This window comes from Mesorhizobium sp. WSM3879 (assembly GCF_002294915.1).
Classification (GTDB): domain Bacteria; phylum Pseudomonadota; class Alphaproteobacteria; order Rhizobiales; family Rhizobiaceae; genus Mesorhizobium.
Genome location: NZ_NSFZ01000020.1, coordinates 24,930 through 51,525, shown reverse-complemented (window position 1 = coordinate 51,525; position 26,596 = coordinate 24,930). Strand labels below are relative to the sequence as shown.

Here is a 26,596-nt window from a genome sequence, read left to right as displayed (position 1 = left end):
TCAAAAAGCCCGCTCATCGCGGGCTTTTTTCCTTTTCCAGTCGGCCTGTGTTTTGGGTCTGGCGGGGTGTGCGCCAGCTTGCCAATACTTTGCTGTTTCCGGTTGAAGCGAACACCGCGAAGCTGGCCACGTGCCAACCGGGGATGTTGAGACGTTATCGATGAGGCGTGTGTCGCCGAGCCAAGCCGCGACAAGCAAGGCGATGATGGCGAAGTCGTCCCCGTCGCGTCGGTGCGGGGTCGTTAGACCAAGTCTCAGCCTAATCATCGAGCAACACTTGAGAAGGTTGCGCAAAGGGCAGATCTATCGCGTGTTTGAAAACTCGTCGAGCAACTCTCTGCAAGCGTCGATGCTGTCGATCTCCATGAGGCAATGCCGCCGCAGCCGGATTCAATTTTCCGCTCTTCGCCTATTTCAACCGTCCGCCTCCGGCCAGACGTCCCTCACAGCAGGAATTCTGGAAAAAGCAGCTGAGTTTGGCTGACGCCGCGGGAGTTTGAATCACGGACATAGGCAGCGCGCGGTAAGTCGGCCTGGGATATCAGCTGGATCCTTGCCGTCTCGAAGCGCACCGTGACGTTCCACCTGGAAAACACCAAGGCAAAGCTTGGCGTGCGAACCATCAACCAGTGCGTGGCGCGACTGACTGCTTCCGCCAGTGGAAATCCTGACCCGTTTTTTGTCCGATAGCTGTAAAGGTCTACAGGCTGCATCAATGTCGGCTTTGCTCTTCAATGGCGGGAACATATCCTGCCCGGAGGCGACAAATGATGCAGCTGATAACACCTGAACTCTACGGCGAATTTCCAAACGAGCTCAAAGAAATGCACGGGGTCAGGCATCGGGTCTTCAAGGAAAGGCTGGATTGGGAAGTTGAGACCGAAAGCGAGATGGAAACAGACGCATTTGACAGCCTGAACCCCGTCTATCTGCTTCTCAAGGGATCCGACTGGCGAATTTGCGGTTGCGTCCGTCTTCTGCCGACTACCGGACCGACAATGTTGCGCGACACATTTCCGATGCTGCTGGGTGAGACTGCGGCGCCCGCGAGTGCCTGCATTTGGGAGAGCAGTCGTTTCGCACTCGATCTACCTCCATCAGCGCCTAAGGCTGGTGGACTGGCGCAAGCAACCTACGAACTCTTCGCCGGCATGATCGAATTTGGCTTGGCGAACAATCTCACTCGGATTGTGACAGTGACCGATACACGCATGGAGCGGATCCTGCGTCTTGCAACGTGGCCGTTGTCGCGCATCGGACAGCCAAAGCCAGTCGGTAACACGGAGGCAGTCGCCGGCTTTCTCGAGATTTCCCACGCTAGCCTCTTGCGCATCCGCTGGAAGGGACGTCTGAACGGACCGGTGTTATGGCAACCGGTTTTCGGCCTGTCGGCATAGGCTAACGATGCTCAGCCTGACCAATGCTCCTGCCCGCGGGCGCTACGAACTGTCGATTGCTGACCAGACTGGCGTAGCTGCGAAGGTTACGACCTTCCAGTCAATTCATCGACGGGTGAATGGTGGCTCCGACACGGCCAGGGAGCTGTCACGACGGCCTTGGATTCAGCGCTCCGCAAGCGTCGAATTCCTGCCCAAGAGGTTCGGCGATGAGCAGCCGCCGGGATCGCGCAGCGACTAGTACAGCCGATCAGGCCATCTTAGGCAGGCAGGTTCTTCGGACTTGATCAGAACCAGTTGAACCGCCATATACCGGTCCGGCCGCCATTCAGGTTGCCCATGGACGAGACCGAACCGGTCGAATTGATGTCCATCTATTCGACTTGCTACGAGCGCCAACTCGGGTGGAACTCTCCCGAGCTGTCAGGCGCCTCTGCTCTCCTTCGAGGTGATATATGAAAGATCCGCGCATTCCCGAGCCAGTCTTGAAGGCTATGTTGGGGGGAACCCACATCATCCGTGCTTATCGTGAGCACCTTGGATATTCCGTCGACGACCTGGCGGTGGCGTGCGGCCTAGCCGCTGAGGAAATCCTGAACATTGAGTCCGGTCTGAGATACAACAAGGGTTATCGAGATCGGATCGCGAAATCGCTGTCACTACCCGTGGGAATTCTTGAGGCGGACATACTTGACGCGGCCTAATCAGGGGAAGACTTGTTGCCCGTTAGGTCTGTGGGGAGCAGGTCGCGTACAAACCAACTAATTGGTGTTCCGATGGCGACAGGATTAATAACAGAACGGAACCACCAGCAAGCACATGATGCATCTTTCCCTCTCAAGCTACCACTGCTGATCTGTCAATTTTAGCCGACCGGGCAGCACGGAACGGCGCTTTCGCCGAAGCGCCGTCCTTGCCTCGAGGAGTTGCGCGAGCGCACAACCTCCAGACTCGATAATCAACACGCCGCTCTAAAGCGGCGGCACGCGGATTGAAGCGTGTCTTTTGTGCAGAGTTCGGGCGCGCCCGAATTGCGCTTTTCCGATTGCGCTTTTCCGGCTGAGCATACGCTTGGGCTTGGAATCCACGAACGAGGCTCAGCCCCGCTGTCGGGAACCCTGCTGCACCACCTTCTGCACCACGGCACGTCAGCGCATAGCGCATCAGACTAACACCGGGTTCACAACATTGACTCGCTGAGATAGGAGGAGCGCAGAGAAATCTCCGGTCGCAGCCTTACCCGGTCAAAACAAGGATCCCACAATGAAGACTCTCGTTATCTGTTCCGGAGGATTAGACTCCGTGGCCCTTGCTCACAGCGTGGCAGCGGAGCACGAACTCGCCGGCCTCCTGTCTTTCGATTACGGCCAACGGCACAGGAAAGAATTGGGCTTTGCCGCTCTCTGCGCGGAGCGACTGAACACTTTGCACCAGATCATCAACATCCCCGAAATTGGCCGCGGCCTTTCCGGTTCAGCGCTGACCGATGATGTCGACGTGCCGGACGGACACTACGCCGAAGACACGATGAAGATCACGGTGGTGCCGAACCGGAACGCCATCATGTTGGCGATCGCCTTCGGTCTCGCCGCCGCGCACAAGGCAGAAGCGGTGGCGATGGCCGTACATGGTGGGGACCATTTCATCTATCCAGATTGCCGTCCGGCCTTCATCGAAGCTTTCCAGGTGATGCAAGACCGCGCGCTCGACGGCTACGCCGACATTCGCCTTTATACCCCCTACGTCAACCTCACGAAGGGCGACATCGTCGGGGATGGAGCAAGAAACGGAACCCCATTTGCGGAGACCTGGTCGTGTTACAAGGGCGGCGAGCTTCACTGCGGACGGTGCGGGACCTGCGTGGAGCGGCGCGAGGCGTTTCATCTCGCGAGGCACGCTGATCCAACCGACTACGAAGACGCCAACTTCTGGCTCGAGGCGCTGCGGAGGAGGAGGGCCTGATGTTCCGCATCACCAAGGAATTCCACTTCTCGGCCTCGCATCAACTAACCTCGTTGCCACCCGATCATCAGTGTGCACGCCTGCACGGGCATAACTACATCGTCGAAGTGGAGCTATCGGCGAAAGACCTAAACGCGCACGGCTTCGTGCGCGACTATCACGATCTGGCGCCGCTCAAACGCTATATAGACGACAGCCTCGACCATCGGCACCTCAACGAAGTGCTGGGACATGAGCAAGTCACGGCGGAATACTTGGCCAGACATTTCTATGAATGGTGCAAGGAACGTCTGCCGGAAACCGCCGCCGTGCGGGTAAGCGAAACCCCGAAAACCTGGGCGGAATACCGGCCGTGACGGACACGCGTCCTGCAATTCGTGTGAGCGAGATATTTGGGCCCACCGTCCAGGGCGAGGGAGTGCTCATTGGTTTGCCTACAGTCTTCATCAGAACCGGCGGGTGTGACTACCGGTGTTCCTGGTGCGACAGCCTCCATGCGGTGGACAACCAATTCCGCCGCGAATGGGAGATGATGCCGATCGATATGGTGTGGCAAAGCGTCGTTGGGCTTTCCGGTGGCCGGCCGGTGATGGTGTCGCTGTCGGGCGGCAATCCGGCGATTCAGCCGTTCGCTACGCTGATCAAGCTTGGCCATGGTGAAGGCTACCGTTTTGCGCTGGAAACCCAAGGTTCGGTGGCCAGGGACTGGTTTGCGGATCTTGACGTGCTGGTTCTCAGCCCAAAGCCGCCGTCAAGCGAGATGAGGACGGATTGGGCTGCATTCAAAGCGTGCACAGAAGCGGCGCAGGACAAGCCGCAAATCGTGCTCAAGCTCGTTGTTTTCGACGAGAGTGACTACGCATACGCCAAAGATGCTGCCGCGCGATTTCCACACCTTCCGGTTTATCTGCAACCCGGCAATCACACGCCACCGCGCCTTGGCAATGGAGACGCACCTGTCGACCTGAACGGAATAATCAAACGCATGGAGTGGCTTGTGGAAAAGGTAACACGCGACAGGTGGTTCGAAGCGCGCGTGTTGCCGCAGCTGCACGTTATGCTCTGGGGAAACAAGCGAGGCGTCTAGTCTCGCCTGTACGGGAAATGCGCCTGCGGATCTTCGGTTCGACGGTGGCTTCTATCTGGCGGCGCTGCCGAGTACTTGCGGAGGTGCTTGAGGCCAGGCAGCGGCTTCGGCCGCCGACAGAGTTCGACAGAAGGCAAGTCCCCGATCGTCGTTGCTCCGTTTTCGAATTCCAGCCTGGGGGATTGGCCGGTCGAAAATTTCGGCTTGTCGCAGCTCTTTCTCGCCGGTAGCGCTGAACATCTTCCTTGGGCGATCACGATGTCCTGGCGATGCAGGCCTGAAAGAGTTCGATGGTGTTCGCAAGCCCGACCCACAGCATGAACTTGCCCTGCGGAAGGTGACCTTTGTGCCTTGCGCTATCCGGCAGCGTTTCGTCGAAATCGGAAAGCGAGCGCGAGGCGCTGAGCATGTAGGAGTGCCCCGTGCCGAGCTTTGCGTGGGGTGCCAATGCGGGATGCATCTGTAGCATTATCTCCCGCAACCAGAGGGCTTACCGGATCGCTTGAAATGTATCCACGGGGTAGATGCGTCTCATCGAAACAAACGATTTTATCAATCCTCCGGAATCTCGCATCTGACGACAGCACCTTACAACACACTGATCACCCGCTACCACTATCGTGAACGACTGCGAAAAAAGGGCCGGAAAGGACAATCTATCCATGAGCTCAGACGTGCGACGGAAGTTGTGCTGGGAAAATGAGTTGTAGCTGGCCGCCGTTTCGAACTCTCCGACTTCCCGGAGAACCTATGGACTGACTGGGGTCTTCATCCAGACCCACTCGAAGGCGGCCGAGCCGTTTGACGACGGTCCACTTTGCACATCCGGGATGCCGGCGTGCCGGCGCTAAATCGGGTGCCGGCAAGGCTTTCGTCATCGACCCCTACCCCGCAGACCATCTCTAATCAATCGGTACTCGTGAGTGGCACAAGCCTGGTCAGGGACGATTTTCGCGACGCGTGGCAGAGGCATGGCGCCGCGCTCCACGTCAAAATAGGTGAAATGGAAAGGAACGGAAATGACTGATCAACTCACAACGGAAATCATTGCCATAATAAAGAAACGCGTCGAGTCAGAGAATGGTGAGGGGACCAAGCTATCCGTCGGCGAAATAACCACTACGACGGAACTGACTGGCCTCGGCATCGATTCACTGGGGTTAGCGGACGTGCTCTGGGACCTGGAGCAGGCGTATGGCATCAAGATCGAAATGAACTCGGCCGAGGCTTGGTCGGGTGTCCAGAATGTCGGCGGCATCGTGGAAGCTATCCGCAGCTTGCTTGCCAAGGCCGCTTGAATGGACAGACGCGTTGTCATCACCGGTATAGGCGGGCTGTGCGGGCTAGGCACCGATGCCACCTCGATTTGGACAGGCATGCGCGAAGGCCGCTCGGCCATCGGCCCGATTGTCAATTCAGAACTTCATGGTCTGGAAGGCATAATCGGCGCCGAGATCAAAGCATTGCCTGAGCACGACATTGAGCCCAGGCAACTCGTCTCCATGGGCCGCTGCAGCCTGCTTGCCGTGCTTGCGGCGCACGAAGCCATGCGCCAGGCCGGACTTTCCTGCGATGAAGGAAATGCCCATCGCTTCGGCGCTACAGTGGGCGTCGGCTTCGGTGACTGGGAGGCGACCGAAAAGGCCTACCGCGCCCTCCTTCTGGACGGCGCGGCGCGCGTGGGTCTCTTGACTGGAGTAAAGGGGATGCCGAGCGCAGCTGCCTGCCATGTCAGCATGAGCCTCGGCCTGCGTGGGCCGGTCTTCGCCACCACCTCCGCATGCGCCTCGGCCAACCATGCGATCGCATCGGCCGTCGACCAGATCAGGTACGGGCGAGCCGACGTGATGCTTGCCGGAGGCAGCGACGCGCCCTTCGTATTTTTTGTGGTGAAGGCATGGGACGCCATGCGCGTACTCGCTCCGGATACTTGCCGGCCCTTCTCCGCCGACAGAAGGGGCGTAGTGCTGGGCGAGGGTGCGGGCATGGCCGTGCTGGAAAGCTATGAGCATGCCACGGCGCGCGGCGCCACGATCCTTGCCGAGATCGCAGGCATCGGCCTTTCCGCTGATGCCTTCCACATCGCCGCGCCGGCTGTCCATGGACCGGAAGCGGCGATGCGCGCCTGTCTTGCCGATGCCGGGCTGAATGCCGAGGATGTCGAGTACCTAAACGCGCATGGCACCGGCACCAAGGCCAACGACGAAATAGAAACGGCGGCGATCAAGCGCGTCTTCGGTGACCATGCTAACTCGCTGTCCGTCTCCTCCACCAAGTCCACACACGGCCACTGCCTCGGGGGAGCGAGCGCGCTCGAAATGATCGCCTGTGTGATGGCGATCCAAGAGGGTGTTGTTCCGCCGAGCGCGAATTATCGCGAGCGGGATCCCAAATGCGATCTCGATGTCACCCCCAATGTTGCCCGCGAGCGCAAGGTGCACGTGGCCATGAGCAATGCTTTCTCCATGGGTGGCTTGAACGCGGTGCTGGCATTCAAGCAGGTGTAGAACCCATGCGAAATGCCTCCCGTAACTCTACCTCTCGTATCCAAATGCTTGCCGGATCACAGTTGTGAGGGGCTGCCTTTGGACCGTTTCGGTGAATGCGCCAAGTGGCAGCGGAAGCTCGACGAGCCTGGGCCCCGTTTTTGCAGATTTCTCAACTGAAGCGATTTGGACGTACCGCGGAAGGTTAAGCGACGCCTTCGGTTCGGCTCGAGGGTTTGTCCAAAGCTTTACCCGACAATGTCTGGAGGCACGCAGGGCCGCCAGTGACCGCTTCCGTGCGAAGCCGGTCCTTAGAAAGGGAATCGATAAATGTTCGATCTGACCGGCCGCAAGGCGCTCGTCACCGGAGCAAGCGGTGGAATCGGCGAGGCCGTGGCGCGGGCGCTTCACGCGCACGGCGCAACCGTCGGCCTGCACGGCACGCGTGTCGAAAAGCTCGAGGCGTTGGCTGCCGAACTTGGCGGGCGGACAAAACTGTTTCCGGCGAACCTTTCGAACCGCGACGAGGTCAAGGCCCTGGGCGCAAACGCGGAAGCCCAACTCGAAGGCGTCGACATACTGGTCAACAATGCGGGCATCACCAAGGATGGGCTTTTTGTCCGCATGTCGGACGCGGACTGGGACGCGGTACTCGAGGTCAACCTGACCGCCGTGTTCCGGCTCACACGCGAACTGACCCATCCGATGATGCGCCGCCGCAACGGCCGCATCATCAACATCACCTCCGTGTCCGGCGTAGCCGGCAATCCCGGCCAGGCGAACTATTGCGCCTCAAAGGCTGGCATGATCGGCATGTCGAAATCGCTGGCGCAGGAGATCGCGACACGCGGCGTGACGGTGAACTGCGTGGCGCCGGGCTTCATCGAATCGGCCATGACCGACAAGCTGAACGACAGGCAGAAAGAAGCGATCATGGCCGCCATTCCGGCCAGGCGCATGGGCACCGGCTTGGAAGTCGCCTCGGCTGTGGTCTACCTAGCCTCGAACGAGGCCGCGTACATCACCGGCCAAACCATTCATGTCAACGGCGGCATGGCAATGATTTAGCCTAAAAAGTTCAGTGCGCCCCGATGACGCGTATCAACAGGGCAGGAAGGTTCCCACCCAGATAGCGGTCGGTTGGTCTGGCAACTGACGACCCGGTCGGTGGGGCAACTGGCGAGGTCGAGCGTCGTGATCAAGGCCGCCTTGGGCGGAGGCTTAGATCAAGTTCTTTGAAGCGCATGCTTTCCTATCCATAGCGTGGATGCATTCATTCGAAACAAACGATTTTGCCAATTCTGCAAAACGTCGCATAGCGAGATTTCAAAGAATGCAAGCCAAAGGGCAATTATCCATGTTGTATTGGCTCCGAGCAGTTTTTTCCGGCGTACGCCTGACGGTGTGCTCGCAACACAACGGAGTCGCTTGGTCATTGCGGCTAGTTTCCTCGGTGACCTGCGCAAGTTGCATCGAGCCGGCTCGATGCGACAAGCATCCCCCTGCTAGGCGCTTCCCAACAAAACAGCAACAAAGATGAGGTGTTTCCATGTGCTCTGACGTGCGGTGGAGGTTGTGCTGGGAAAGTGACTTGCAACAGACCGACCATGTCGAACTCTCCGAGTTCTTCCAAAAAACCTACGGACCGACTGGGGCCTTCAACTCAAAGCCATTCGAAGGCGGCCGTAGCTGGGCCGGTGCGAGGCCGGAGCTCCGCGCAATCGGCTACGACGCGCACGGCGTAGCGGCTCATATCGGCATACTCCGCCGTTTCATCAAGGTTGACGAGGTCGAACTCCTGGTGGCCGACCTGGGGCTGTACGGGGTGCGTCCGGATCTTGAGGGACAAGGGATCAGTCATTCAATGCGCGTTGTATATCCGGTATTGCGGCAGCTTGGGGTTCCATTCGCTTTCGGCACCGTCCGGCGCGCGATGCGGAACCATATGGAGAGGTTCTGCAGAGACGGCATGGCGGCGATTGTGTCGGGCGTTCGCGTGCGGTCCACTCTCCCAGATGTGTATCTGGACCTGCCGCCCACGCGCGTCGAGGACGTGCTCGTCGTGGTTGTGCCGATTGGACGCTCGATGAGCGAGTGGCCATCCGGCACCCTGATTGATCGGAACGGTCCGGAGCTATGAAACATCTTGAAGTGCCGGGTGATCGCACTGAAGGCACCGCAGCGGCGGGTTTTTGCAGAGCTGCTCGGACTGAATACGCGATCCCATTCACGTTAGCTGTGGGCAATCGAGGCTGAATTAACATGCAAAATCCGCGCATCTAAATCGTCCGGACGCGGGGTTCCGCGCGCACAGACGTTCCGGACCCTCTTCGCCGTCACCAGATGCGAGACATTGCGGCATCCCACGAAGGCATGCGGTGCCGAAAGCGCTGTGGGTCGGCCTTTCGAAGCTGAGCGTCAGCCACTTCGTGGAAGACGCTCTTCGGCGCCGAGCAAGTTGCAACGAGGCGAAGAAGCTCGCACATCTGCTGAGCGCGGCTCACGCCCCGGAGACGAGGGCAGGAATGATCAAAGGCTCATTCGCCTCGTCAAGAACGGAGAAACTGTACCGGCCATCTGTGTCAAGATCGACGGAGTAGCTCAGGCGGTCGAGTATGTAGTTATCCTGGTCGAACGTAACGATCCGCGGCTTCAGCGAGGTGATATGCGCTTCGTCCAGGTAGATGGAGTTGCAGACAATAATCGGGTCGTCGGGCTGACAGGTACGAGCCGCCGCTCCGTTCAGGATGCAACAGCGTGAACCGCGCTCGCCGAGGATGACATAGGTCGAAATCCGCGCACCGGAATTTCTATTCCATATCTCCACGAATTCCATCGGCAGGATGCCGGCTGCCTCGCAGTGGTCGGGGTCGAGCGTTATCGAACCGTGGTAGTTGAGGTTCGCTTCGGTGACGTGGATGCCGTGCAGCTTGCCGGCCACTATTTTTCGCATTGTTGTCCTCATCAGCATACGAGGTGAGTCTTGGCAACGCCCGGCTAATCACAACGGCCAGCGCACCGCCGCTGAGACCCGCACCCGCCGCCCCCAAAAGAATTTTATCGCCCGGCCAAAATGGCTGCGCCCGATGGGCGAGCGAGAGCAAGATCGGATCGTCGCGGCGGAAGAGTTGCCATAGTGACGATTGCGCGATCGGCTATGCCGAGTTTCTCCCGACCACGACGAAAAATCGAACATTGGTCCTGATGTTGCACGAACCAATCGAGGTAGCGGTGCAGGTGAAGTCATATCAACAGCTCCGTTCGGATGTTTGCCAACTGATCGTGACGGCATTCTCAAAGGCTGTGCAGAGCGTCAGTCGTGAGGGGAGGGCAGCAGCATAGCGCCGGGGGAAATCGGATCGGTAATGTGAACCGCGGCTCTCCTCGCGTCGAAGGGCTGCGATAGCCATCAACAGTGTCACCAGCGCCGGATCGGCCGCGACCGTCTCGCCGACAGAGATCGGCAGCAGTGTCGCGACCGTATCGCGCATAGATTTGCCATTCCGAACAATGCCAAGCGCTTTCGACACGAGCGGGCGTATGGGTGAAGGGTCGGGCCGGACGGGAATGGTTGCGGGAAGCCTGGGCCACTGCCAACCCGCGCAAGATCCAGCCACGCTTGCCGCGACCCAGACTGCTGTCGCAACAGCTTCCGCGAGAGAGTTGCTGGCAAGCCGGTTGGCGCCATGCAGTCCCGTGCATGCGACTTCGCCGCAGGCCCACAGGCCGCCAACGGAACTGCGCCCTTCGGCATCAACGGCCACTCCGCCCATGTGATAGTGAGCGGCGGGACGCACGGGAATAGGCTCCACAGCCGGATCGATGCCGGCCTGCTTGCAAATAGCGTCGATCGCCGGAAAGCGTCTTGCGAATTTCTGCCCGAGGCAATGTCGGGCATCGAGATAGACGCGATGCCCGACAGCGAGCTGATCCGAGATCGCCCTCGCAACCACGTCGCGCGATGCGAGTTCTGCTCCGGGTGTGTCGGCCAGGAAGCGATGGCCGTCTTCGTCGATCAGCACCGCGCCTTCGCCTCGTACCGCTTCGCTGACAAGCGGCATTGGCCGGCGCGGACCATCGAGCGCGGTCGGGTGGAATTGCACAAATTCGAGATCGGCGAGCTCCGCTCCAGCACAGGCGGCAAGCGCAAGACCATGCCCGAATGAGGAGAGCGGGTTCGTTGTGTCGCAAAACAGCCCGCCTATCCCACCGGTCGCCAGCACCACGCGGCGTGTGGGGAATGCGAGCACGCCGCCGTGCAAGACTGCCACCAAGCCCACAATGCTGCCCTCCGACACAACCAAGCGAAGCGCTGTCATGCCTTCCATGATCGTGATCGAATGGGTTCGCCGCGCCACGCCGAGCAGCGCCCGAAACAACTCGCGGCCGGTTGCGTCGCCGGCGGCGTGGACGATGCGGCGACGCGAATGCGCCGCTTCCAGGCCGAGCCGCAGCCTCCCGTCGAGTGAGCGGTCGAAGGGAACGCCGAGACGGATGAGATTCTCGATGGCTTTAGGTGCGGCCTCAATCACCCGCCTGGCCATCTGTTCGTCGCAGTGTCCGTCGCCGGCAGCAAGCGTATCGGTGAGGTGGAGTTCCGGCGTATCGTCCTCGCCGAGGCTGGCTGCGAGCCCCCCCTGTGCAAGCGTGCTCGAGGTGTCGGTTCCGAGCGGGGTTCTGGAGAGCAGAACGACCGGTTGGGGCGCCAGATGAAGCGCCGTCAGCAGGCCGGCGAGGCCAGCGCCGATAATGACCGGCGCCCCACCAATGTCATGGATGGCGGGCGTCATACGAAGAGCATGCGTTCCACAGCCCAGCGGGCCCGTTCAGTGACGTGCGGATCGATGGTGATGACGTGACGGTTCTCTTCGAGCGCGGTGCGGATGTTGGCGAGCGTGATGCGTTTCATGTGCGGGCACAGATTGCATGGACGCACGAAATCCACGTCCGGATGCTCGACCGCGACATTGTCGCTCATCGAACATTCCGTCATCAGCACCACACGCGCCGGCCTATGCCGCGCGACATAGTCGGACATCGCCGCCGTCGAGCCGGCGAAGTCGGCTTCGGCCACGACCGCGGGCGGACATTCGGGATGGGCAAGTACGCTGATGCCGGGATGCGCCTCACGCAGCTCGCGGATGTCGGCCGCTTCAAAGCGTTCATGCACCTCGCAGTGCCCCTTCCAGGCGATAATCTCAACCTTCGTCTGTCGCGCGATGTTCTTCGCCAGATATTCGTCGGGCAGCATGATCACGCGCGGCACCCGGAGCGACTTCACCACTGCGAGCGCGTTGCCTGAGGTGCAGCAGATGTCTGACTCAGCTTTCACCGCGGCGGAGGTGTTGACGTAGGTGACGACCGGAACACCGGGATAACGCTGCCGCATCAGGCGCACGTCTTCGGCCGTGATCGAGTCGGCCAGCGAGCAGCCGGCGGCGAGATCCGGGATGAGCACGGTCTTGTCGGGATTGAGGAGCTTGGCTGTTTCAGCCATGAAATGCACGCCGGCTAGTACGATCACATCCGCGTCGACTGTCATCGCCTTGCGGGCCAGCTCCAGGCTGTCGCCTACAATGTCAGCCACGCAGTGAAAAATCTCCGGCGTCTGGTAGTTATGCGCCAGGATGACCGCGTTGCGCTGTCGCTTCAGTTTCAGTATCGCGTCGATGTCGTCAACGAAGACCGGCCACTCGATCGGTGGGATAACGCGCCGAACGCGGTGGTATAGCGAGGCGCTCGAAGGCAGGACGGCGCTCATCGAGCCTCCAGTTATAGTCAACGCGATTATAAGGCCTATAATCGTTGTGACTATAAGTGGTGTCAACCCCGTACGAGCGGCAATTTTGTGCCGGCCACAGGCCTCTCGTCTAGAATAGCATGGTGGAAGCGGTAGAGCTGCGCCGGCCGGCCGCCGGTCTCGGCGGTCGTCGCTCCGGTCTTCTCAACCAGCTCCTGCTGCGCTATGAGCCGGCGAAAGTTCGGCTTGTTGATGAGCCTGCCGGAGAGCGCCTCCACGGTTCGCTGTAGCTGTAAAAGCGTGAAGAGCGGCGGCATCAGTTCGAACACAACAGGCCGGTATTTGATCTTGGAGCGCAGCCGCGCAATAGCCGTTGCCAGAATGCGGCGATGATCGGCCCTCATCGATCTCCCCGGCACCGGCGCGAGGATGGCAGAATCTCCGCCGCGCTTTGCTTCCTCCACCAGGGCGGCTTCGTGGAGCAGCTCGTAGCGCTGCAGCGCGAGCTCTTCGTTCCATGCCCGGTCGTCCATGGCAAAGGCGACCGCCGCTCGCCGCCGGCGCTCGAAGCGCGTCGCGCCGTCGTCCGCGCCTTGCGCCCATTCGATGAGGCGCGGCCACAATTGTTCCAGCATCGGGGGCCTGCCGTAGCGATGATCCTCCCAGGGGAAATAGTCGTACCAGCTCGCCCAGCTGCGCCTGCCCGAGGCGCCCGCATCTTCTTGGCGGGTGAGTGCGAGATAGCTGATCGAGATCACGCGCTCGTCGCCGCCGGTCCGATCGCGATCGGCGAAGGTGTAGAGCTGCTCGATGTAACCGAGAGGCTGGCCGGTCTGCAGTTCCACCCATGCCCTGAGGCTCGACTGGAGCGAACGATGAGCGAGTTCAAACGGGCCCGAGGGGAGGGCGGCCCCTTGTTCGATGGTCAGAACACATGGTCCAGCGTCGTTCACGGCGACGACGACTGCGATCAGGTCCGCGTTGACGTCGTTGGTCTTGCCTATAGCTCTGCCTTTCCTCGGTCCCTTTGCCTAGTCCATAAGTCAATGGCCTACTTGGCAAGCTCCGCCCCGTCTAAACCGATTTAGCTCTGTGTTTTATCATACCACTCGTCGCGTCAACACCACGCGAGTGGCGATTATATCTCTTCGCACCCAGACAAAAATATGCCAAACGCGACAGTCGCCATGGGTAACGCCGGGTGAGGAGAGACGTGGATTGAGCGATCTCAGCCTGTCGGCCGAGCGGCGCGTGGCAGCACCGAAGCTCGCCGAAAGCGGGCTGTTCTTGATAGCAGCCGGCGTCAACAGGAAGGCCGCACCGCCTCACCGAGTCGGAGCCGAACAGCCAATCCTTGATTTGTCCCAGCTATTCGCCTCGCTCGGTATGTTGCGGCCCCGGCATGTCGGAAGGCCGGCTCAGAGACACTTGAGCTCGATATCGTGTTTCCTCAGGGCGTAGCCAATCTGGCGCGGCGTCAGTCCAAGCAGGCGCGCTGCCTTTGCCTGTACCCAGCCGGATCTTTCCATGGCCGCGATGAGACGCTCGCGATCGGTCATCTTCCCGTCGCTTACGAGGGCCACCCGAACAGGCGCTGGCAGTGCCAGATCACTGTAAACAGGCGGGGCCCCAAAGGCGGCCGAAGCAACAGCACCAGGCGATTGCATGGCCGGGTTCAGTGGCGATGGTGCGATCGGCTCCGATTTCGTCGCAGTCTCCGTCAATGCGTGCTTCCAGAGCATCGCGGAAAGGCATCGGCCGTGGCAGCAATCAAAATCGCTTCTGACGATTGACGCTCCCGCTGACAGGGTCGCTGTCCGCTGCACGCAATTTTCAAGCTCGCGGACATTTCCGGGAAAAGCACAGTTCATCAGCACTTCAGTCCCACTCGCATCGAAGACCAGGCTGCGGCCGTTCTCGCTGTTGAACTTCTTGAGAAACTCAGCGGCAAGCAGCGGAATATCACTGCGCCGTTCGCGCAATGCCGGCACCAGCAAGGGAACAACGCTGATGCGATAATAAAGGTCGGCGCGAAACTCGTTCCTTGCAACAGCGTCTTCCAGGTTCCTGTTCGTGGCAGCAATCACGCGAACGTCGACCTTAATCGTCTGGTTGCTGCCGACGCGTTCGAACTCCTGCTCCTGCAGAACGCGCAGCAGCTTTGCCTGGAACGAGGCAGAAATCTCGCCGATCTCATCCAGAAACAACGTTCCCTTGTCGGCGAGCTCAAAGCGCCCCTTGCGCGAGTTGAATGCACTGGTAAAGGCACCCTTTTCATGACCGAACAGCTCGGATTCCAGGACGGTCTCAGGGAGCGCTGCGCAATTGAGCTTGATGAACGGCCGCTTGGCGCGCCCCGACAACTCGTGAACGGCCTTGGCGACCAGCTCCTTGCCGGTCCCGGATTCCCCGCGCAGCAAAACGGTACTGTTGGACCTGGCTACTAACGCGACCTTCTCAAGTAGCCTGCGCAGCGCCGGGCTGTCGCCAATGATCCCCTTGACAGGAGCCCTTTTGCCCTCGTGCCCAGGCTGCTTGAGCTCGCCGAATTGCTTTTGCATCCGGATTTTCTCGGCCATCGGTCGCTCGCGGTCGGACGCGAACAGGCGATGCAGCTTCACTGTCTGCCCAACCAGATTGGCGATCGTGGTGAGGAGGCGGAGGTCGTAATCGAGGAGGGAGGCTGATTTGTTGTCCAGGATGCGATCGATGGTCAGCGTGCCCACGACGTTCGCATCGATGCGAATGGGGACGCCGATGAACGACACTTTCACGTTGTCGGACGCCCCGAGCACGTCCTTGTCGGCGGCGTTGAAGGCCGGATCCACCGCTATGTTCTCGGCGACGAGCGCCATGCCCGTCGTTATGATCCGGTCGATCGCCGCCCGTGGCAGATGCTTTCGGTGGCGATCATCGCTGCCTTCGCTCAAGCCGGCGCCGACGATCATGTCCGGTATGCCGGCACCGTTGAAGAGCGAGATGATGCCGTGCCGCACCTGCAACAACGATGGCAGGAGACCGACGACGTTGGCCAACGTGGCTTCGAGCGCAGCGGGGGCGGTGAGTGCTTTCGATGTTTCGAAGATATCTGGCGCCCTCTCGCGCAGCGGCACAAGAGACACCACGTGATTCGTCTCGGATTTTGAATTAGGTGTTTTCATTTCTGGAAGCGATATGCAGCGTGACGAGATCTGCCTGGCACTTTGCTCGCAGCTGCGAGCATCGTGCTGCATATGATCATCCATCTCGCGCCGTGAAATCGTTGCTCGAGGCAAGTGCGCCTATTGTCCGGCGCGCGGATATTCTTGGCCAATCGCATTGGCGGGCGTCTTCGCTCTGCAGGCCACTGCACAATCGACGAGTTTGCTCGCCTCGGCCTGGTACGCGGGAATTCATTTAAGCAGGAAAAGGCGTTGATGAAGACAGTCTTGACGATTGATCGGCCAGGGAGTGGGACGTCTGCAGCCGGCTCTTCGTGACCAATTAGGTGGCCGCCGAGATGATAGTCGATGTCGATGCCAGTCAGGCCCGGGTCGCGGGCAAGTGCGGCCCTGGCAAATTGGGGCGGGGTCATGCGGTCGATCGCAAAGCGGAGCGATGCTTGACGCATGGCTTTCCTTTCTCTTCCATGAAGTGCGGGTCGTCGTTCTCGGATGACTTGCTTGCGCCGCGCAGCAATCATTCGTTGTTAAACGAGACCGGAATGAAGGAGGTGAGTCAACCAAACTCCCGCCGCTTTCCTTTCATCGATGAAAGGAAATCAGGTTCTCATGATAGTATTTTATCACTCTTTCAGACGTTTTCCGGCAGATAGATCTCAAATGGTAGAAAAGTCTCCCCAGGGGTCTCCGAAGTGCCGACCTTGATGGCCTGGGCCATCAGCGTCATCAATTCCTGGCAAAGCAGGCGCTGGGACGTGCCGACCGACATCGTGATCGTGCCATCTGCGAGTGCTGCCCGCGACTCCGGCGTGATCTCGTTGACGATCGCGACGAGGCCCCGGCTTTCGCCTTCTTCACGGAGCGCGGAGATCGCTCCCTCCATACCTCCTCCGGCCACATAGAAGCCGGTGAGTTCGGGTTCCCGTTGCATGAGATCCAGCGTTGCCTCGTAGGTGATCTGCCGTGCCTCAAGGTTCACGAGCGGATCGAGCAGCTCGAATGTCGGTGCATTCTCACGGAAATAGGAGCGAAAGCCGACCTCCCGCAGCTCCTGCCCCTGAAAACGGTGGCTGCCGACAAAAATCGCCACCTTGCCCGGCCGTCTTGCAACCTTTGAAAGCATCCACGCTGTCGTCCGCCCGACCTTGCGGTTGTCGAGGCCGATATAGCCCTCACGAACACCTTCGGCGAAATCGGAAAGCAGCGAGAAAACCGGTACGCCTTTTTCCTTGAGTTCTTGGACGGCTGCCGTGATCGCGGGATGGTCCGGCGCCACCATGGCGATCGCGTGGCAGCGCGCGCCGAATTCCTTGAGCAGTGGAACAAGGTCGCACGGCATGTGCGACGGCGCGAATTCGATGAGCGAAGTGCCGTGGAAGCACTTCGCCGCGTTTACCGCCGCTTCAACCTCAAGCGCGAGGCGCTGGTAGAAGTGGTGAGTCGGTTTTCTCAGGATGAAGCCAAGCCGATATTGCGGCAGGTCCCGCTGCAGGCGCTGCTTGATAAGACCTGCGGCGTGATATCCGATGGCCTGTGCCGCGGCTAAGACCCGCTGCGCAGTCTCCTCCCGCACCGGATGACGGGCATTCAGAACTCGATCAACGGTGGCAACACTGAGCCCGGCTTCCCGGGCGATATCAGCAATTGTGGGTCGCTTCGCCATGGTCCGAGTCTGATTAAAACGACATCAGGAAGAAACCCGGTAAAGGTAAGATTTTTCAGTAAAATCTGTCATTCCTGCATGATCCTGTTCGCTACCGGGAATTCTTGTCGTGGCGGGGTGGGAGGCAGAAGCCGAAACCTGAACCACGCGCCTTCCGACCGTCTTCGACATCATCGATGCCCATAGATCATTGATCCCTCTGTGCCAAGGTCGCTTTCGTTGCGTAGAGCGTTGGCGAATTGCTCAGCCGTGTCGACGAGAGCTGACCGCGGGGCTCCGATTGAGTTCCGCGCCCGGTTTCATGAACCGTCGCAATCTTCGTAAGCCCTTAAGCGCGTCGTCGATGGCTTGTGTGTCGTGACCAGTGCGGGACCTTCGCAAGGCACACATGATTTTGCACTCACCGCACGTTGGGATTCTTGATTTCATTGGCCCGCGCGAGGCTGTTTGGAACCCGCGGCTCGATTGTCAGGCGTTTGCGACCAGCCAGGCGATTCAACCGGTGGCGATGCTGCCGCCTTGCACGGTGCGGGCGCCGTCAGTGGCTGGCCGGTTGATGTCTCGGCGGGCTGGTGGCCGAAGAAGGCAGCTTGCAAATGCGCCTGATCCAATTCGCCTTCCCAGCGGGCGACGACAAGCGATGCCACCGCGTTACCGATCAAATTGGTGAGTGCCCTGCATTCCGACATGAAGCGGTCGACGCCAAGGATCAGCGCCATTCCAGCAACGGGAACGGTCGGCACTACGGACAGCGTAGCGGCCAACGTGATGAAGCCGGCACCTGTGACACCTGCTGCACCCTTCGAGGAAAGCATTGCGACGAGCAGCAGGAGGACCTGATCGCTAACTGACAAATCCGTATTCGTCGCCTGCGCGGTGAAAAGGGCCGCCAGGGTCATATAGATATTGGTGCCATCCAGATTGAAGGAATATCCGGTCGGGATGACCAGGCCCACGACCGAGCGCTTGGCCCCGGCCTTTTCCATTTTCTCCATGAGAGAGGGCAGCGCGGCCTCGGAGGAGGAGGTTCCGAGAACCAGCAGCAGCTCTTCCTTGATGTAGCGGATAAGAGAAAAGATCGAGAAGCCGTTGTAACGGCAGACTGCACTGAGAACCCCGAACACGAATACAAAGGCGGTGAGATAGAAGGTCCCGACCAGCATCGCAAGGTTGGCAACCGAACCGATGCCGTATTTGCCGATCGTGAAGGCCATTGCTCCGAAAGCGCCGAACGGTGCGGCTTTCATGAGGATGCTGACCAATTTGAAAACGGGTGCAGTGAGGTCCTGAAGGAAGGAAAGAACCGATTTGCCCGATTCCCCGACCATCGCCAGCGCGATGCCGAAGAGGACGGAGAAGAACAACACCTGGAGAATGTCGCCTTCCACGAAGGCGCCGACAATCGTGGTCGGGATCATGTTTATCAGGAAGCCGGTCACGGACTGCTCATGGGCCTTTGCGGCATAGCCATTGACGGCTTGGACGTCGAGCGAGGCCGGATCGATGTTGAGGCCGGCCCCAGGCTGAATGACATTGCCGACGATGAGGCCGACGAGAAGAGCGAGCGTCGAGAAGGTGACGAAATAAGCCATCGCCTTGCCGGCAACACGGCCGACCTTCTGAAGATCGCTCATGCCGGCGATTCCGGTCGCCACGGTCAGAAAAATAACGGGCGCGATGATCATCTTGACGAGCTTGATGAAGGCATCGCCGAGCGGCTTCAGGTGTTCTCCGATTTGCGGATAAAAATGGCCAACTGCAACTCCGAGGATGATTGCGACAAGCACCTGCACGTAAGGCTTGGCACAAAGAGTCTTGCCGGATGCGCGGTTTGCGCCGGGGGCCAGTGGGGTCAACATGTTATTCTCTCCCTGACCGGTTTGGGGCGGGCCCTTCCTCCCTTCCCGTGCTTCTCCCATCGCGGCACTCCGGTCGAACGCTGCTTCGGTCCCGGTCGCAACAGTCGTGCCAAGCCAAGAAATCGCCCGGTCTCAGGTATTTGCTACAATTGCAGAGCAAGATTGGGTGGTTTTGTGCACTGATCGCTGGCGGGAGACCCAAAGTTCCGAACCAGCCCGCTTGCAATGGTTAATTCCAGCAACGCAAAGTTCTGACTTTGAAGGACCCAAAGCGCGTGCACATGGTTCTGCCAGGCTCACAACAGGTCGTCTTAGACGGTGGTTCGCCACGGGGGAAATGCTCCGGCGTAGAGGCGGGCGAAACTCCGAGCGAGCGCTTCCTCGCTATGCTCGAGATGAGCAGCCGTCAGGTGTTAGCAGTGAGTAAGCAGCTGACCGTCCTTCCGCCGCTACTAGCGCACTCCGTTACTTCCAAGCGACAACCAAGATCGACATCTCCGTCGGAAACCTGGCCTTGCCGCCGTAAATTTGGGCGGCTTGTCCGGCGGCGAACCCTTTCAGATTGGTCGATACATCAGAACCCGACCCATCGGGATCAGCTGCAGTAAATAGTCGAAATCGCTGATGTTGCCCGTTAGAACGGTAAATCCCAATTTCTGCGCATGCAGGAACAGCACGCAGTCCTGAAGTGCCCGAAGCCTTGAATCATGCTTGTAGCCTCGGAGGCGACACAGCATTCCTGACAGAAGGGCGGCTCGGCCCAAGACATCGGGATCTGGCGCAAAAACCCGATGGGGCGGCATATCCTTGATCATGGTCCCGATCTGCTTGATTGCCTTGCCGGTGCCCGAATGTTTCGGGTCAAGGACACCGACTGTGTGCATCAGCTCTTGGATCGCTACGGTGGAATGGTTGATCTGCCTGACATCGAGGAGGTCGGCAACTGCTTCAGGCGCCCGGCCTTGCAAACCGTCGATGTAAACGCAGGTGTCCAGCAGCAGTTCTTGCCCCGCCCCGACCAGGTTGCCGATGATCGGCAGTTCCATGTCGGGGCGGCGGCTTAAGGTTTTTTGTGGATCAAATCGCGACCATCTTACGGCCACACTAAAGTCGAAATCGGCCAATTCAGAATCCGAGCTTCAGCGTCGGATCCACAGTTCCCCGTGTTTTCCTGAAGGTCTCGGCGAAGTTGTCTTCCAAAGCCACATTAGCCAACGCAAATTCGACGAGTTCGGTATCAGACATCAATCCGGTTCGAGCTTTGGCCTTCTTGATTAGATCAGTACTCACCCGCCCCGCAATCCTGCCGTCCTTCTCAGCGCGCAGGCCGGATTCTTCCGCCCTCTGCAGGACGGCCTTAATCCTGGCCAAGCGACGGACCTGCAATTTCTCAGCCAGTTTGGGAAGGGTTCTCGTCCGCTTGCCCACTGCCCCTCGGCCGCGACGCATACGTACAGCAGTCTTCGTCATCGCGACTCCTCGCATGTCCGTTTAACAAAATTCGAATTTAGTGAACATAGCAGGCAGGGTGAATTTTTCAAATCGAAAGGTGCGAAGACATCCCGATCCTCTCGCCGGCCGACCTGAGGCAAGGCCCGCGGACTGATGCCGTCAACAACGCCTCCTGGACCGCCAATGGCGAGCGCGCCGGCATCTCATGGGGAACGCACACGGGAGCAGCTGGGCTATCTCTCGGGCTATTATGGCCGCACCCCCGTCACCCGTGTCGGCAAGCTTGAGCTGCGGGTTCCGCAGGATCGCGCCGGCCGCTTCTCCACCGAGTGTTCGAAGCGCCTCGGTGGCCACCCTAGCGGAGATGTATGTGCAGGCCGTGTCGACCAGGAAAGTCAGGGTGATCACGGCTGAGCTGTGCGGCCATGCGTCCTGGGCGGCCTCATCGATCTTGGCCATCAACAAGCGACTGCACGAGCCTGAAGACCTTTGCCGAGCGCCCGCTTCGCGGGCCGTTTGCTTACTTAGACGAGCAGCCTATCCCTTATCCATAGCGTGGATGCTCGCGATCTAAACAATCGATTTTACCAATCCGAGCCTGTCGTACATAGACCGGCTAAGTGACATGCACCGCCGCTGCTCTATCGCGTGAGGTGCACAAACGAATCCAATTGCTGGGAGAATGAGTTGCAGATTGCCGACCCACCTCGAACTCTCTGATTTCTTGAGAACACTGCGAGCCAGCCGGGGTCTTTAACGCAAAACCGTTCGAAGGCTCGACGTTGCGCCGGTGCACGGCTGAGGTCCGGTTAAACCGTGCTTGCAGATCTGCTCAACCGATCGACGGCAGACCAGGCGTGGAGCTCTCGCAAAGGAGCTGCGGCAATTGCGGAAGCAGCGCTGCGTTCGGTTGCGCCACATAGATCCTGTAGTATCCATCAACACAGCGGTCAAGGGCCGAAAGGATCAGCGGCCTCTACGAAAATGGGTTGGCCAGTTCAAGGCAGTGATACGAAGACTATGCAAATGCAATTGGCAACGACCACTATCGTTGGCTATTGGTCCGCGCGGGAGCGAGACAGCCAACCCTCCTAATGCTTATGGTGTTCTGAAGGAGACAATGTAGATGCGTGTTAATGGCTCGAGAATGGGTCGGTTCGTTGTTTCTCGACGGCGCGAGGGTCTCGGTGACTGCCTGTGGTCTCTCGCATCGGCTTGGGACTACGCACGTCGGACGGGACGAGCTTTAGGAATAGATTGGCGCGGCTCTTGCTACCTTGACGATCCTTTTGCGAATGCCTTTCCGGTTTTCTTCAAGCCAATTGAGGAGATCGGTGGTGTACCGGTCATTTGCGATGACCAAATCAACCACGTCTCATTCCCCGGACCGTTCTTCCCGTCGTGGTGGAACAAGCCATCCATTGACTGCGTGTACCGTCCGGATGAGCAGATTTTCCAAGAACGTGATGAGCTTAGCGGTCTCTTCCGAGCCCAGGATGATTGTGAAGCGAACACGGTAATTTGTGATGCTTGTTTGATGTGGCGTTGCGATGAGGAAGCCGAGCGAACGATATTTCGGAGCATCACGCCGAGGGCCGAAATCGAGGATCGGATTGAAGCGCTTTACCAAGAACACTTTGCCGGCCACAGCGTAATTGGAGTCCATGTCCGCCACGGCAACGGCGAGAATATTATGGATCACGCCCCCTACTGGGCTGATCAAAAGATTGCCTTAGAGCAGGTATGCACTGCCATTCGTATGGCCAAAGCGCAACCGCATCCAAAGCCTGTAAGGGTGTTCTTGTGCACAGACAGCGCCAAGGTTGTTGATCACTTGTCGGGCGCATTTCCCGAACTTTTCACTGTCCCAAAACGCTTCCAGGCGGATCAGGCCGGCCCGCTACACAGTGCAGCACTGGGCGCGGAAGGGGGTTTCTCCGCTCTCGTTGAAATGTATCTCCTTGGTCGATGCGACACTGCAATTCGCTTTCCTCCGACTAGCGCCTTCAGCCGCTATGCCCGCCTCTTCGTGCCGCGCATTATTGAATTCGATTTGAATGACCCACGTCGTTTGATCTCGAGTGATAGGGCCTTCGAACGTTCCCCGGCTCCATGAAAGCGTTGGCATGCCTTTGCGCAGCGTCGCCGTTCGCCTTGCCCAATTCGTCCCCTTCTCGCCACGCAACCCCGCCGCAGGCATGCAGGTTCTTGGGCCCGTCAAAATCAAAAAAGGATTGAAGCTTGTCGCAGAGAAAAGTAGCTTTGATCACCGGGATCACGGGGCAGGACGGTTCCTACCTTGCAGAACTGCTTTTGAAAAAAGGCTATTCTGTGCACGGGATAAAGAGACGCTCGTCCCTTTGCAATACAGATCGTATTGACCATCTCTATCATGACTCTCATGAAAGTGGTGTGAACCTTACACTTCATCACGGTGATTTGACGGACTCGTCCAGCCTTACGCGCGTGATCCAACTTGTTCAGCCGGACGAGATTTACAATTTGGCCGCTCAGAGCCATGTCGCAGTCTCCTTTGAAGAACCAGAATACACCGCGAACTCCGATGCGTTGGGGGCGCTGCGTATCCTCGAGGCAATTCGGATCCTGGGGCTCGTCAAGCATACGCGCTACTATCAGGCCTCGACCTCCGAGCTTTACGGGCTGGTGCGGGAAACGCCACAGACCGAGACTACACCGTTCTATCCCCGGTCCCCCTACGCCGTGGCCAAATTGTATGCTCACTGGATGACCGTGAACTATCGAGAAGCTTACGGTTTGTATGCATGTAACGGCATTTTATTCAATCATGAATCACCGGCGCGCGGAGAAACCTTTGTAACGCGCAAAATCACGCGCGCCTTGGCTCGGATTAAGCTTGGAATGCAGCGGAGCCTCTTCTTGGGCAACCTTAATGCGCGTCGTGATTGGGGGCACGCGCGAGACTACGTCCAGATGCAGTGGTTGATGCTTCAGCAGGAGCAAGCTGAAGACTTTGTGATCGCTAGCGGTGAGCAACATTCGGTGCGCGAATTCGTCACCGTCGCGGCCGCTGAACTCGGCATGGATATTCGTTGGGTGGGGGAAGGGGTCGACGAAGAGGGGTACGATGCAAAGACCGGCGCTCTGATCGTAAAGATAGATCCCCGTTACTTTCGTCCTGCGGAAGTCGAGACACTTCTTGGCGATGCGCGCAAGGCCAGGGAAAAACTTGGGTGGGAGCCCAAAATCTCCTTCATTGAATTGGTTAGGGAGATGGTTCGGGAAGATTTGCGCATGGCAGAGCGTGACGCAGTGCTGATGAAGCAAGGTTATTATTCACACAGTCCACGAGAGTTATGCTGACAACGGCGGCGCCATGCGGGCTTGTTGTCAAGTGCTATGGCGGCCTTCTTAAGGAGCGCTTAGAGCGCGATCAATGGAAAATAAAAAAATGAAGAAAGTTTATGTAGCAGGCCATCGCGGCCTTGTTGGATCCGCCACGATGAGAGCCCTCGAGGCGTTGGGATCCTATGAAATAATAACTCGCACTCACGATGAATTGGATCTATTTGATCGGAGCGAGACGCGCAGGTTCTTCATGTCGCGGCGGCCTGATTACGTCGTTATGTGCGCCGCAAAGGTTGGTGGTATACTGGCGAACGCGAGCTCCCCCGTCGATTTCCTTCATAACAACCTGGCGATTCAACTCAGTGTTTTTGATGCCGCTTACGCTTCCGGCGTCGAACGGATGATTTTCCTTGGCTCCTCGTGTATCTATCCACGCGACTGCCCGCAGCCGATACGTGAGGAATACCTTCTAACCGGTCCGCTTGAAGCGACGAATCGTCCCTACGCTTTGGCAAAAATCGCAGGAATCGAATCATGCTGGTCTTTTAACCGGCAGTACCAGACGCGCTATCTCACGTTGATGCCGACCAGCTTATATGGTCCCGGCGATAATTATGACCCCAAAAATTGCCACGTTCTGCCTGCTCTGATACGCCGTTTTCATCAAGCTAAAATGAACGGCGACTCCTCGGTTGAGGTCTGGGGATCCGGAAACCCGCGGCGAGAGTTTATGTATTCGTCGGATGTAGGCGATGCCATAGCATTCCTCCTTGGCCTGCCAGATTCAGATTTTGACGCCTTAACGGCTCCTGACACTGCGCCCCTGATCAATGTTGGCGTTGGCGAGGACGTCACGATTCGCGAAGTGGCGGAACTCGTCAAGGCGGCGGTCGGCTGGGAGGGCAATTTGGTATTCGACACGACGAAGCCAGACGGTACTCCGCGCAAGTTACTGGACGTAACGCGCATGCGTAACCTTGGCTGGAAAGCCAAAACGTCCCTTGGTGCCGGGTTGCGAGCGATGTATGAGGATTTTCTCCGCGTTCATGCGGCTTGATGTTGATGCGCGCATCCTGGTCGGACTGCGTGCCCGAACGGGTGCAAGCTTGTTCAGTCAGGCCAAATAGAAGAGAGGGACGCATACGGCCTAGGCGGCCACAATATTGGCCTGCGCTAACGGTGCAAACCGGACCTCTTTGCGACCGGCGATGCAGGGGATCAGTCGGAAGCTTGCCCAAACCAATGGGGAGGCCGCATTACCGGCCGCACCTGGAGGCTGTGCGTGAGCGCCGTCGACTCAAGCCGCCGGTTAGACTGCTCGACCTCGCGGAGCCGCTGCTTAGGAACCTGCCATCGCTACGAACGCAACCGGGGCCCGCCATGCCTCGGGCAGGGCTTATCCCAAGGCGGTCCGGTAATGGCGGACGTGGATGTATGCTATTCGCAGCCGCGGGATCGTGTCCCCCTAGGTGGTGTAGCTGACGGCATTGGTCGCCGTGTTCTCCGTCTGGGAATGGATCAAGCGATTGCACTTTTGCTTTCATGCAATGTCTTGCCCAGTCCGACCAGACGGGCCGCCGCTTGACCCGTCGGCATGTCAATGACCGTGATTGCCCTTTCTGCAAGGAAGCGCCGCTCGTTCCTGGTCAGCGTTGCTGTATCGATTGCCGCAAAATGTGGGCCATGGGAGCGCTTCATGATCTGTCGGGCATAGGTGCGCAGCATCTGATCGTTGAAGCGGCAGCCGAGGAAGAATAGACCACGGCTGGCTCGCCGTTCCTTCACCAGGTCAGGGATCGGCGTTTGGATGTCGATTTCGCTCAGCACTTCAACGTAGTCGGAATCTGCGACGAGGAAGTTTGCCGCCGGCCTGGCACCGCCGTGAGGGGCGTAGAGAACCGTCTTCGCCGCTGGTGCGGATTCGAGTAATATCCCGGCCAAATCGTAGGCTTTCGTCCAAATGTCACCGATCTCGTGCGCCCGTGTCACGCCCTGTATTTCGACGACGTCCGTTCGGCGGGTCTGTATTAGAGCCGCGCGCATAGCACCGTCGTACCAGCTGTCGACGATCAGTGAGAGCGGCAGCGTTGCAAGCCAGGCATGCAAGATGGTCGGAACCACAGGGGTCGCGAATATTTCGGCCATCCAAACTTGAAGGGTCCGGCGGTGCCGGCGCTGTTCGATATACTGCGCTACCGACCACATGTTGGTGCGAATCTTCGAAGGGGCTGGGGTGCGCTTGTTGAGCGCTGCGGCAACGGCTTCGGGGGTATGCGGTACGGGCGGCCCCGCGGAGCGGATCTCAAGCAGACCTGGGCCGAGATAGGGGATGACCTCGTCGGCCGCGAGCGCTTTCTTCAAAAGGTCAAGCTGCCTTTCGGCAAAACTGTCCCGAACGACCACGAGGTGGCCCGAGGTCATTGTGTTCATGCTCGTATCCCTTTGCCGCTCTCTTTGTGTCA

At 58.9% G+C, this 26,596-nt stretch carries 23 protein-coding genes and 4 pseudogenes; 14 read left to right on the top strand and 13 right to left on the bottom strand.

Annotated elements, in window-relative coordinates; genetic code table 11:
* Positions 1-474 precede the first annotated feature (474 nt).
* From CK218_RS28700 to queE, 6 genes and pseudogenes are all read left to right on the top strand, one after another.
* Positions 475-690: pseudogene (locus CK218_RS28700) on the top strand (helix-turn-helix transcriptional regulator); the annotation flags it as partial.
* Positions 691-767: 77 nt separating this feature from the next.
* Entirely contained in the window at positions 768-1,397 is a 630-nt protein-coding gene (locus CK218_RS28695) for an acyl-homoserine-lactone synthase (protein ID WP_095779886.1), read from the top strand.
* Between the two features lie 455 nt (positions 1,398-1,852).
* Positions 1,853-2,101 (top strand): helix-turn-helix transcriptional regulator, encoded by a 249-nt coding sequence (locus CK218_RS28690; protein WP_095779885.1) that lies wholly within the window; start codon positions 1,853-1,855, stop codon positions 2,099-2,101.
* 559 nt (positions 2,102-2,660) lie between these two features.
* Entirely contained in the window at positions 2,661-3,359 is a 699-nt protein-coding gene (gene queC, locus CK218_RS28685; protein ID WP_095779884.1) for a 7-cyano-7-deazaguanine synthase QueC, read from the top strand.
* Entirely contained in the window at positions 3,359-3,715 is a 357-nt protein-coding gene (gene queD / locus CK218_RS28680; protein WP_095779883.1) for a 6-carboxytetrahydropterin synthase QueD, read from the top strand. Before queC ends, queD begins: the two co-directional genes overlap by 1 nt.
* Positions 3,712-4,446 (top strand): 7-carboxy-7-deazaguanine synthase QueE, encoded by a 735-nt coding sequence (queE, locus tag CK218_RS28675; RefSeq protein WP_095779882.1) that lies wholly within the window; start codon positions 3,712-3,714, stop codon positions 4,444-4,446. The genes queD and queE overlap by 4 nt, the downstream gene beginning before the upstream one ends.
* Positions 4,447-4,699: 253 nt before the next feature.
* On the opposite strand, the gene CK218_RS30445 is transcribed toward queE, so the two are convergent.
* Entirely contained in the window at positions 4,700-4,906 is a 207-nt protein-coding gene (locus CK218_RS30445) for a hypothetical protein (RefSeq protein WP_141247141.1), read from the bottom strand.
* Between the two features lie 559 nt (positions 4,907-5,465).
* Between CK218_RS30445 and CK218_RS28670 the strand changes: the two genes are divergently transcribed.
* Both CK218_RS28670 and CK218_RS28665 read left to right on the top strand, forming a co-directional pair.
* The gene (locus CK218_RS28670) at positions 5,466-5,744 is read left to right on the top strand and encodes an acyl carrier protein (RefSeq protein WP_067318693.1); all 279 of its coding nucleotides are present in this window, start codon (positions 5,466-5,468) and stop codon (positions 5,742-5,744) included.
* A complete protein-coding gene (locus CK218_RS28665; protein ID WP_095779881.1) occupies positions 5,745-6,953 on the top strand; it encodes a beta-ketoacyl-[acyl-carrier-protein] synthase family protein in 1,209 nt (402 codons plus the stop codon).
* Here the strand turns inward: CK218_RS28665 and CK218_RS31315 are convergent.
* Positions 6,940-7,094, bottom strand: a pseudogene (locus CK218_RS31315) (LysR family transcriptional regulator); the annotation flags it as partial. The gene CK218_RS28665 and the pseudogene CK218_RS31315 sit on opposite strands and share 14 nt — an antisense overlap.
* A 168-nt stretch (positions 7,095-7,262) precedes the next feature.
* Here CK218_RS31315 and fabG point away from each other — a divergent pair.
* Positions 7,263-8,000: a 3-oxoacyl-[acyl-carrier-protein] reductase gene (gene fabG, locus CK218_RS28660; protein WP_095779880.1), complete on the top strand. Its 738-nt coding sequence runs from the start codon at positions 7,263-7,265 to the stop codon at positions 7,998-8,000.
* A 481-nt stretch (positions 8,001-8,481) separates the two neighbouring features.
* On the top strand, positions 8,482-9,072 hold the full coding sequence (locus tag CK218_RS28655) for a NodA family N-acyltransferase (RefSeq protein WP_095779879.1): 591 nt from the start codon (positions 8,482-8,484) through the stop codon (positions 9,070-9,072).
* A gap of 360 nt (positions 9,073-9,432) precedes the next feature.
* Here the strand turns inward: CK218_RS28655 and panD are convergent, their stop codons facing one another.
* From panD to CK218_RS28600, 10 genes and pseudogenes are all read right to left on the bottom strand, one after another.
* Entirely contained in the window at positions 9,433-9,885 is a 453-nt protein-coding gene (panD, locus tag CK218_RS28650) for an aspartate 1-decarboxylase (protein ID WP_095779878.1), read from the bottom strand.
* A 46-nt stretch (positions 9,886-9,931) separates the two neighbouring features.
* Positions 9,932-10,097: pseudogene (locus CK218_RS31310) on the bottom strand (3-oxoacyl-[acyl-carrier-protein] synthase III C-terminal domain-containing protein); the annotation flags it as partial.
* Positions 10,098-10,180: 83 nt separating this feature from the next.
* Entirely contained in the window at positions 10,181-11,722 is a 1,542-nt protein-coding gene (locus CK218_RS28640; RefSeq protein ID WP_095829673.1) for an L-aspartate oxidase, read from the bottom strand.
* Positions 11,719-12,693 carry a quinolinate synthase NadA gene (gene nadA, locus CK218_RS28635; RefSeq protein ID WP_095779876.1) on the bottom strand — a complete coding sequence of 325 codons (975 nt, stop codon included), beginning with the start codon at positions 12,691-12,693 and terminating at the stop codon, positions 11,719-11,721. Before nadA ends, CK218_RS28640 begins: the two co-directional genes overlap by 4 nt.
* A 62-nt stretch (positions 12,694-12,755) precedes the next feature.
* Positions 12,756-13,676 carry a hypothetical protein gene (locus CK218_RS28630; protein WP_245322505.1) on the bottom strand — a complete coding sequence of 307 codons (921 nt, stop codon included), beginning with the start codon at positions 13,674-13,676 and terminating at the stop codon, positions 12,756-12,758.
* A gap of 414 nt (positions 13,677-14,090) precedes the next feature.
* Complete coding sequence (gene nifA, locus CK218_RS28625; protein WP_245322504.1) at positions 14,091-15,833, bottom strand: nif-specific transcriptional activator NifA; 1,743 nt, start codon at positions 15,831-15,833, stop codon at positions 14,091-14,093.
* Between the two features lie 631 nt (positions 15,834-16,464).
* On the bottom strand, positions 16,465-17,496 hold the full coding sequence (locus tag CK218_RS28620) for a LacI family DNA-binding transcriptional regulator (protein WP_095829672.1): 1,032 nt from the start codon (positions 17,494-17,496) through the stop codon (positions 16,465-16,467).
* A 425-nt stretch (positions 17,497-17,921) separates the two neighbouring features.
* Positions 17,922-19,355, bottom strand: a complete 1,434-nt coding sequence (locus tag CK218_RS28610) for a dicarboxylate/amino acid:cation symporter (RefSeq protein ID WP_095829671.1) — start codon at positions 19,353-19,355, stop codon at positions 17,922-17,924.
* A gap of 557 nt (positions 19,356-19,912) precedes the next feature.
* On the bottom strand, positions 19,913-20,479 hold the full coding sequence (locus CK218_RS28605) for a DNA-binding protein (protein WP_095829670.1): 567 nt from the start codon (positions 20,477-20,479) through the stop codon (positions 19,913-19,915).
* A 1-nt stretch (position 20,480) separates the two neighbouring features.
* Entirely contained in the window at positions 20,481-20,825 is a 345-nt protein-coding gene (locus tag CK218_RS28600) for a hypothetical protein (RefSeq protein ID WP_095829669.1), read from the bottom strand.
* A gap of 62 nt (positions 20,826-20,887) precedes the next feature.
* On the opposite strand from CK218_RS28600, the pseudogene CK218_RS28595 reads away from it, so the two are divergent.
* From CK218_RS28595 to CK218_RS28580, 4 genes and pseudogenes are all read left to right on the top strand, one after another.
* Positions 20,888-21,334 (top strand): annotated as a pseudogene (locus CK218_RS28595) (transposase); the annotation flags it as partial.
* Positions 21,335-21,933: 599 nt separating this feature from the next.
* Positions 21,934-22,923, top strand: coding sequence for a nodulation protein NodZ (locus CK218_RS28590; RefSeq protein WP_095829668.1), 990 nt, complete (start codon positions 21,934-21,936; stop codon positions 22,921-22,923).
* 125 nt (positions 22,924-23,048) lie between these two features.
* On the top strand, positions 23,049-24,149 hold the full coding sequence (gmd, locus tag CK218_RS28585; RefSeq protein WP_095809153.1) for a GDP-mannose 4,6-dehydratase: 1,101 nt from the start codon (positions 23,049-23,051) through the stop codon (positions 24,147-24,149).
* A 73-nt stretch (positions 24,150-24,222) separates the two neighbouring features.
* Positions 24,223-25,191 (top strand): GDP-L-fucose synthase, encoded by a 969-nt coding sequence (locus CK218_RS28580; RefSeq protein ID WP_095779868.1) that lies wholly within the window; start codon positions 24,223-24,225, stop codon positions 25,189-25,191.
* A 461-nt stretch (positions 25,192-25,652) separates the two neighbouring features.
* On the opposite strand, the gene CK218_RS28575 is transcribed toward CK218_RS28580, so the two are convergent.
* Positions 25,653-26,564: an SIR2 family protein gene (locus tag CK218_RS28575; RefSeq protein WP_095779912.1), complete on the bottom strand. Its 912-nt coding sequence runs from the start codon at positions 26,562-26,564 to the stop codon at positions 25,653-25,655.
* Positions 26,565-26,596 lie beyond the last annotated feature (32 nt).

Coding starts and splice junctions, on each gene's coding strand:
- CK218_RS28665 (WP_095779881.1), top strand. CDS start 5,745: ATGGACAGACGCGTTGTCATCACCGGTATAGGCGGGCTGTGCGGGCTA.
- CK218_RS28690 (WP_095779885.1), top strand. CDS start 1,853: ATGAAAGATCCGCGCATTCCCGAGCCAGTCTTGAAGGCTATGTTGGGG.
- panD (WP_095779878.1), bottom strand. CDS start 9,885: ATGCGAAAAATAGTGGCCGGCAAGCTGCACGGCATCCACGTCACCGAA.
- queC (WP_095779884.1), top strand. CDS start 2,661: ATGAAGACTCTCGTTATCTGTTCCGGAGGATTAGACTCCGTGGCCCTT.
- fabG (WP_095779880.1), top strand. CDS start 7,263: ATGTTCGATCTGACCGGCCGCAAGGCGCTCGTCACCGGAGCAAGCGGT.
- CK218_RS28580 (WP_095779868.1), top strand. CDS start 24,223: ATGGAAAATAAAAAAATGAAGAAAGTTTATGTAGCAGGCCATCGCGGC.
- CK218_RS28695 (WP_095779886.1), top strand. CDS start 768: ATGATGCAGCTGATAACACCTGAACTCTACGGCGAATTTCCAAACGAG.
- CK218_RS28640 (WP_095829673.1), bottom strand. CDS start 11,722: ATGACGCCCGCCATCCATGACATTGGTGGGGCGCCGGTCATTATCGGC.
- nifA (WP_245322504.1), bottom strand. CDS start 15,833: ATGAAAACACCTAATTCAAAATCCGAGACGAATCACGTGGTGTCTCTT.
- CK218_RS28620 (WP_095829672.1), bottom strand. CDS start 17,496: ATGGCGAAGCGACCCACAATTGCTGATATCGCCCGGGAAGCCGGGCTC.
- nadA (WP_095779876.1), bottom strand. CDS start 12,693: ATGAGCGCCGTCCTGCCTTCGAGCGCCTCGCTATACCACCGCGTTCGG.
- CK218_RS28610 (WP_095829671.1), bottom strand. CDS start 19,355: ATGTTGACCCCACTGGCCCCCGGCGCAAACCGCGCATCCGGCAAGACT.
- CK218_RS28600 (WP_095829669.1), bottom strand. CDS start 20,825: ATGACGAAGACTGCTGTACGTATGCGTCGCGGCCGAGGGGCAGTGGGC.
- queD (WP_095779883.1), top strand. CDS start 3,359: ATGTTCCGCATCACCAAGGAATTCCACTTCTCGGCCTCGCATCAACTA.
- CK218_RS30445 (WP_141247141.1), bottom strand. CDS start 4,906: ATGCATCCCGCATTGGCACCCCACGCAAAGCTCGGCACGGGGCACTCC.
- CK218_RS28670 (WP_067318693.1), top strand. CDS start 5,466: ATGACTGATCAACTCACAACGGAAATCATTGCCATAATAAAGAAACGC.
- CK218_RS28575 (WP_095779912.1), bottom strand. CDS start 26,564: ATGAACACAATGACCTCGGGCCACCTCGTGGTCGTTCGGGACAGTTTT.
- CK218_RS28590 (WP_095829668.1), top strand. CDS start 21,934: ATGCGTGTTAATGGCTCGAGAATGGGTCGGTTCGTTGTTTCTCGACGG.
- CK218_RS28655 (WP_095779879.1), top strand. CDS start 8,482: ATGTGCTCTGACGTGCGGTGGAGGTTGTGCTGGGAAAGTGACTTGCAA.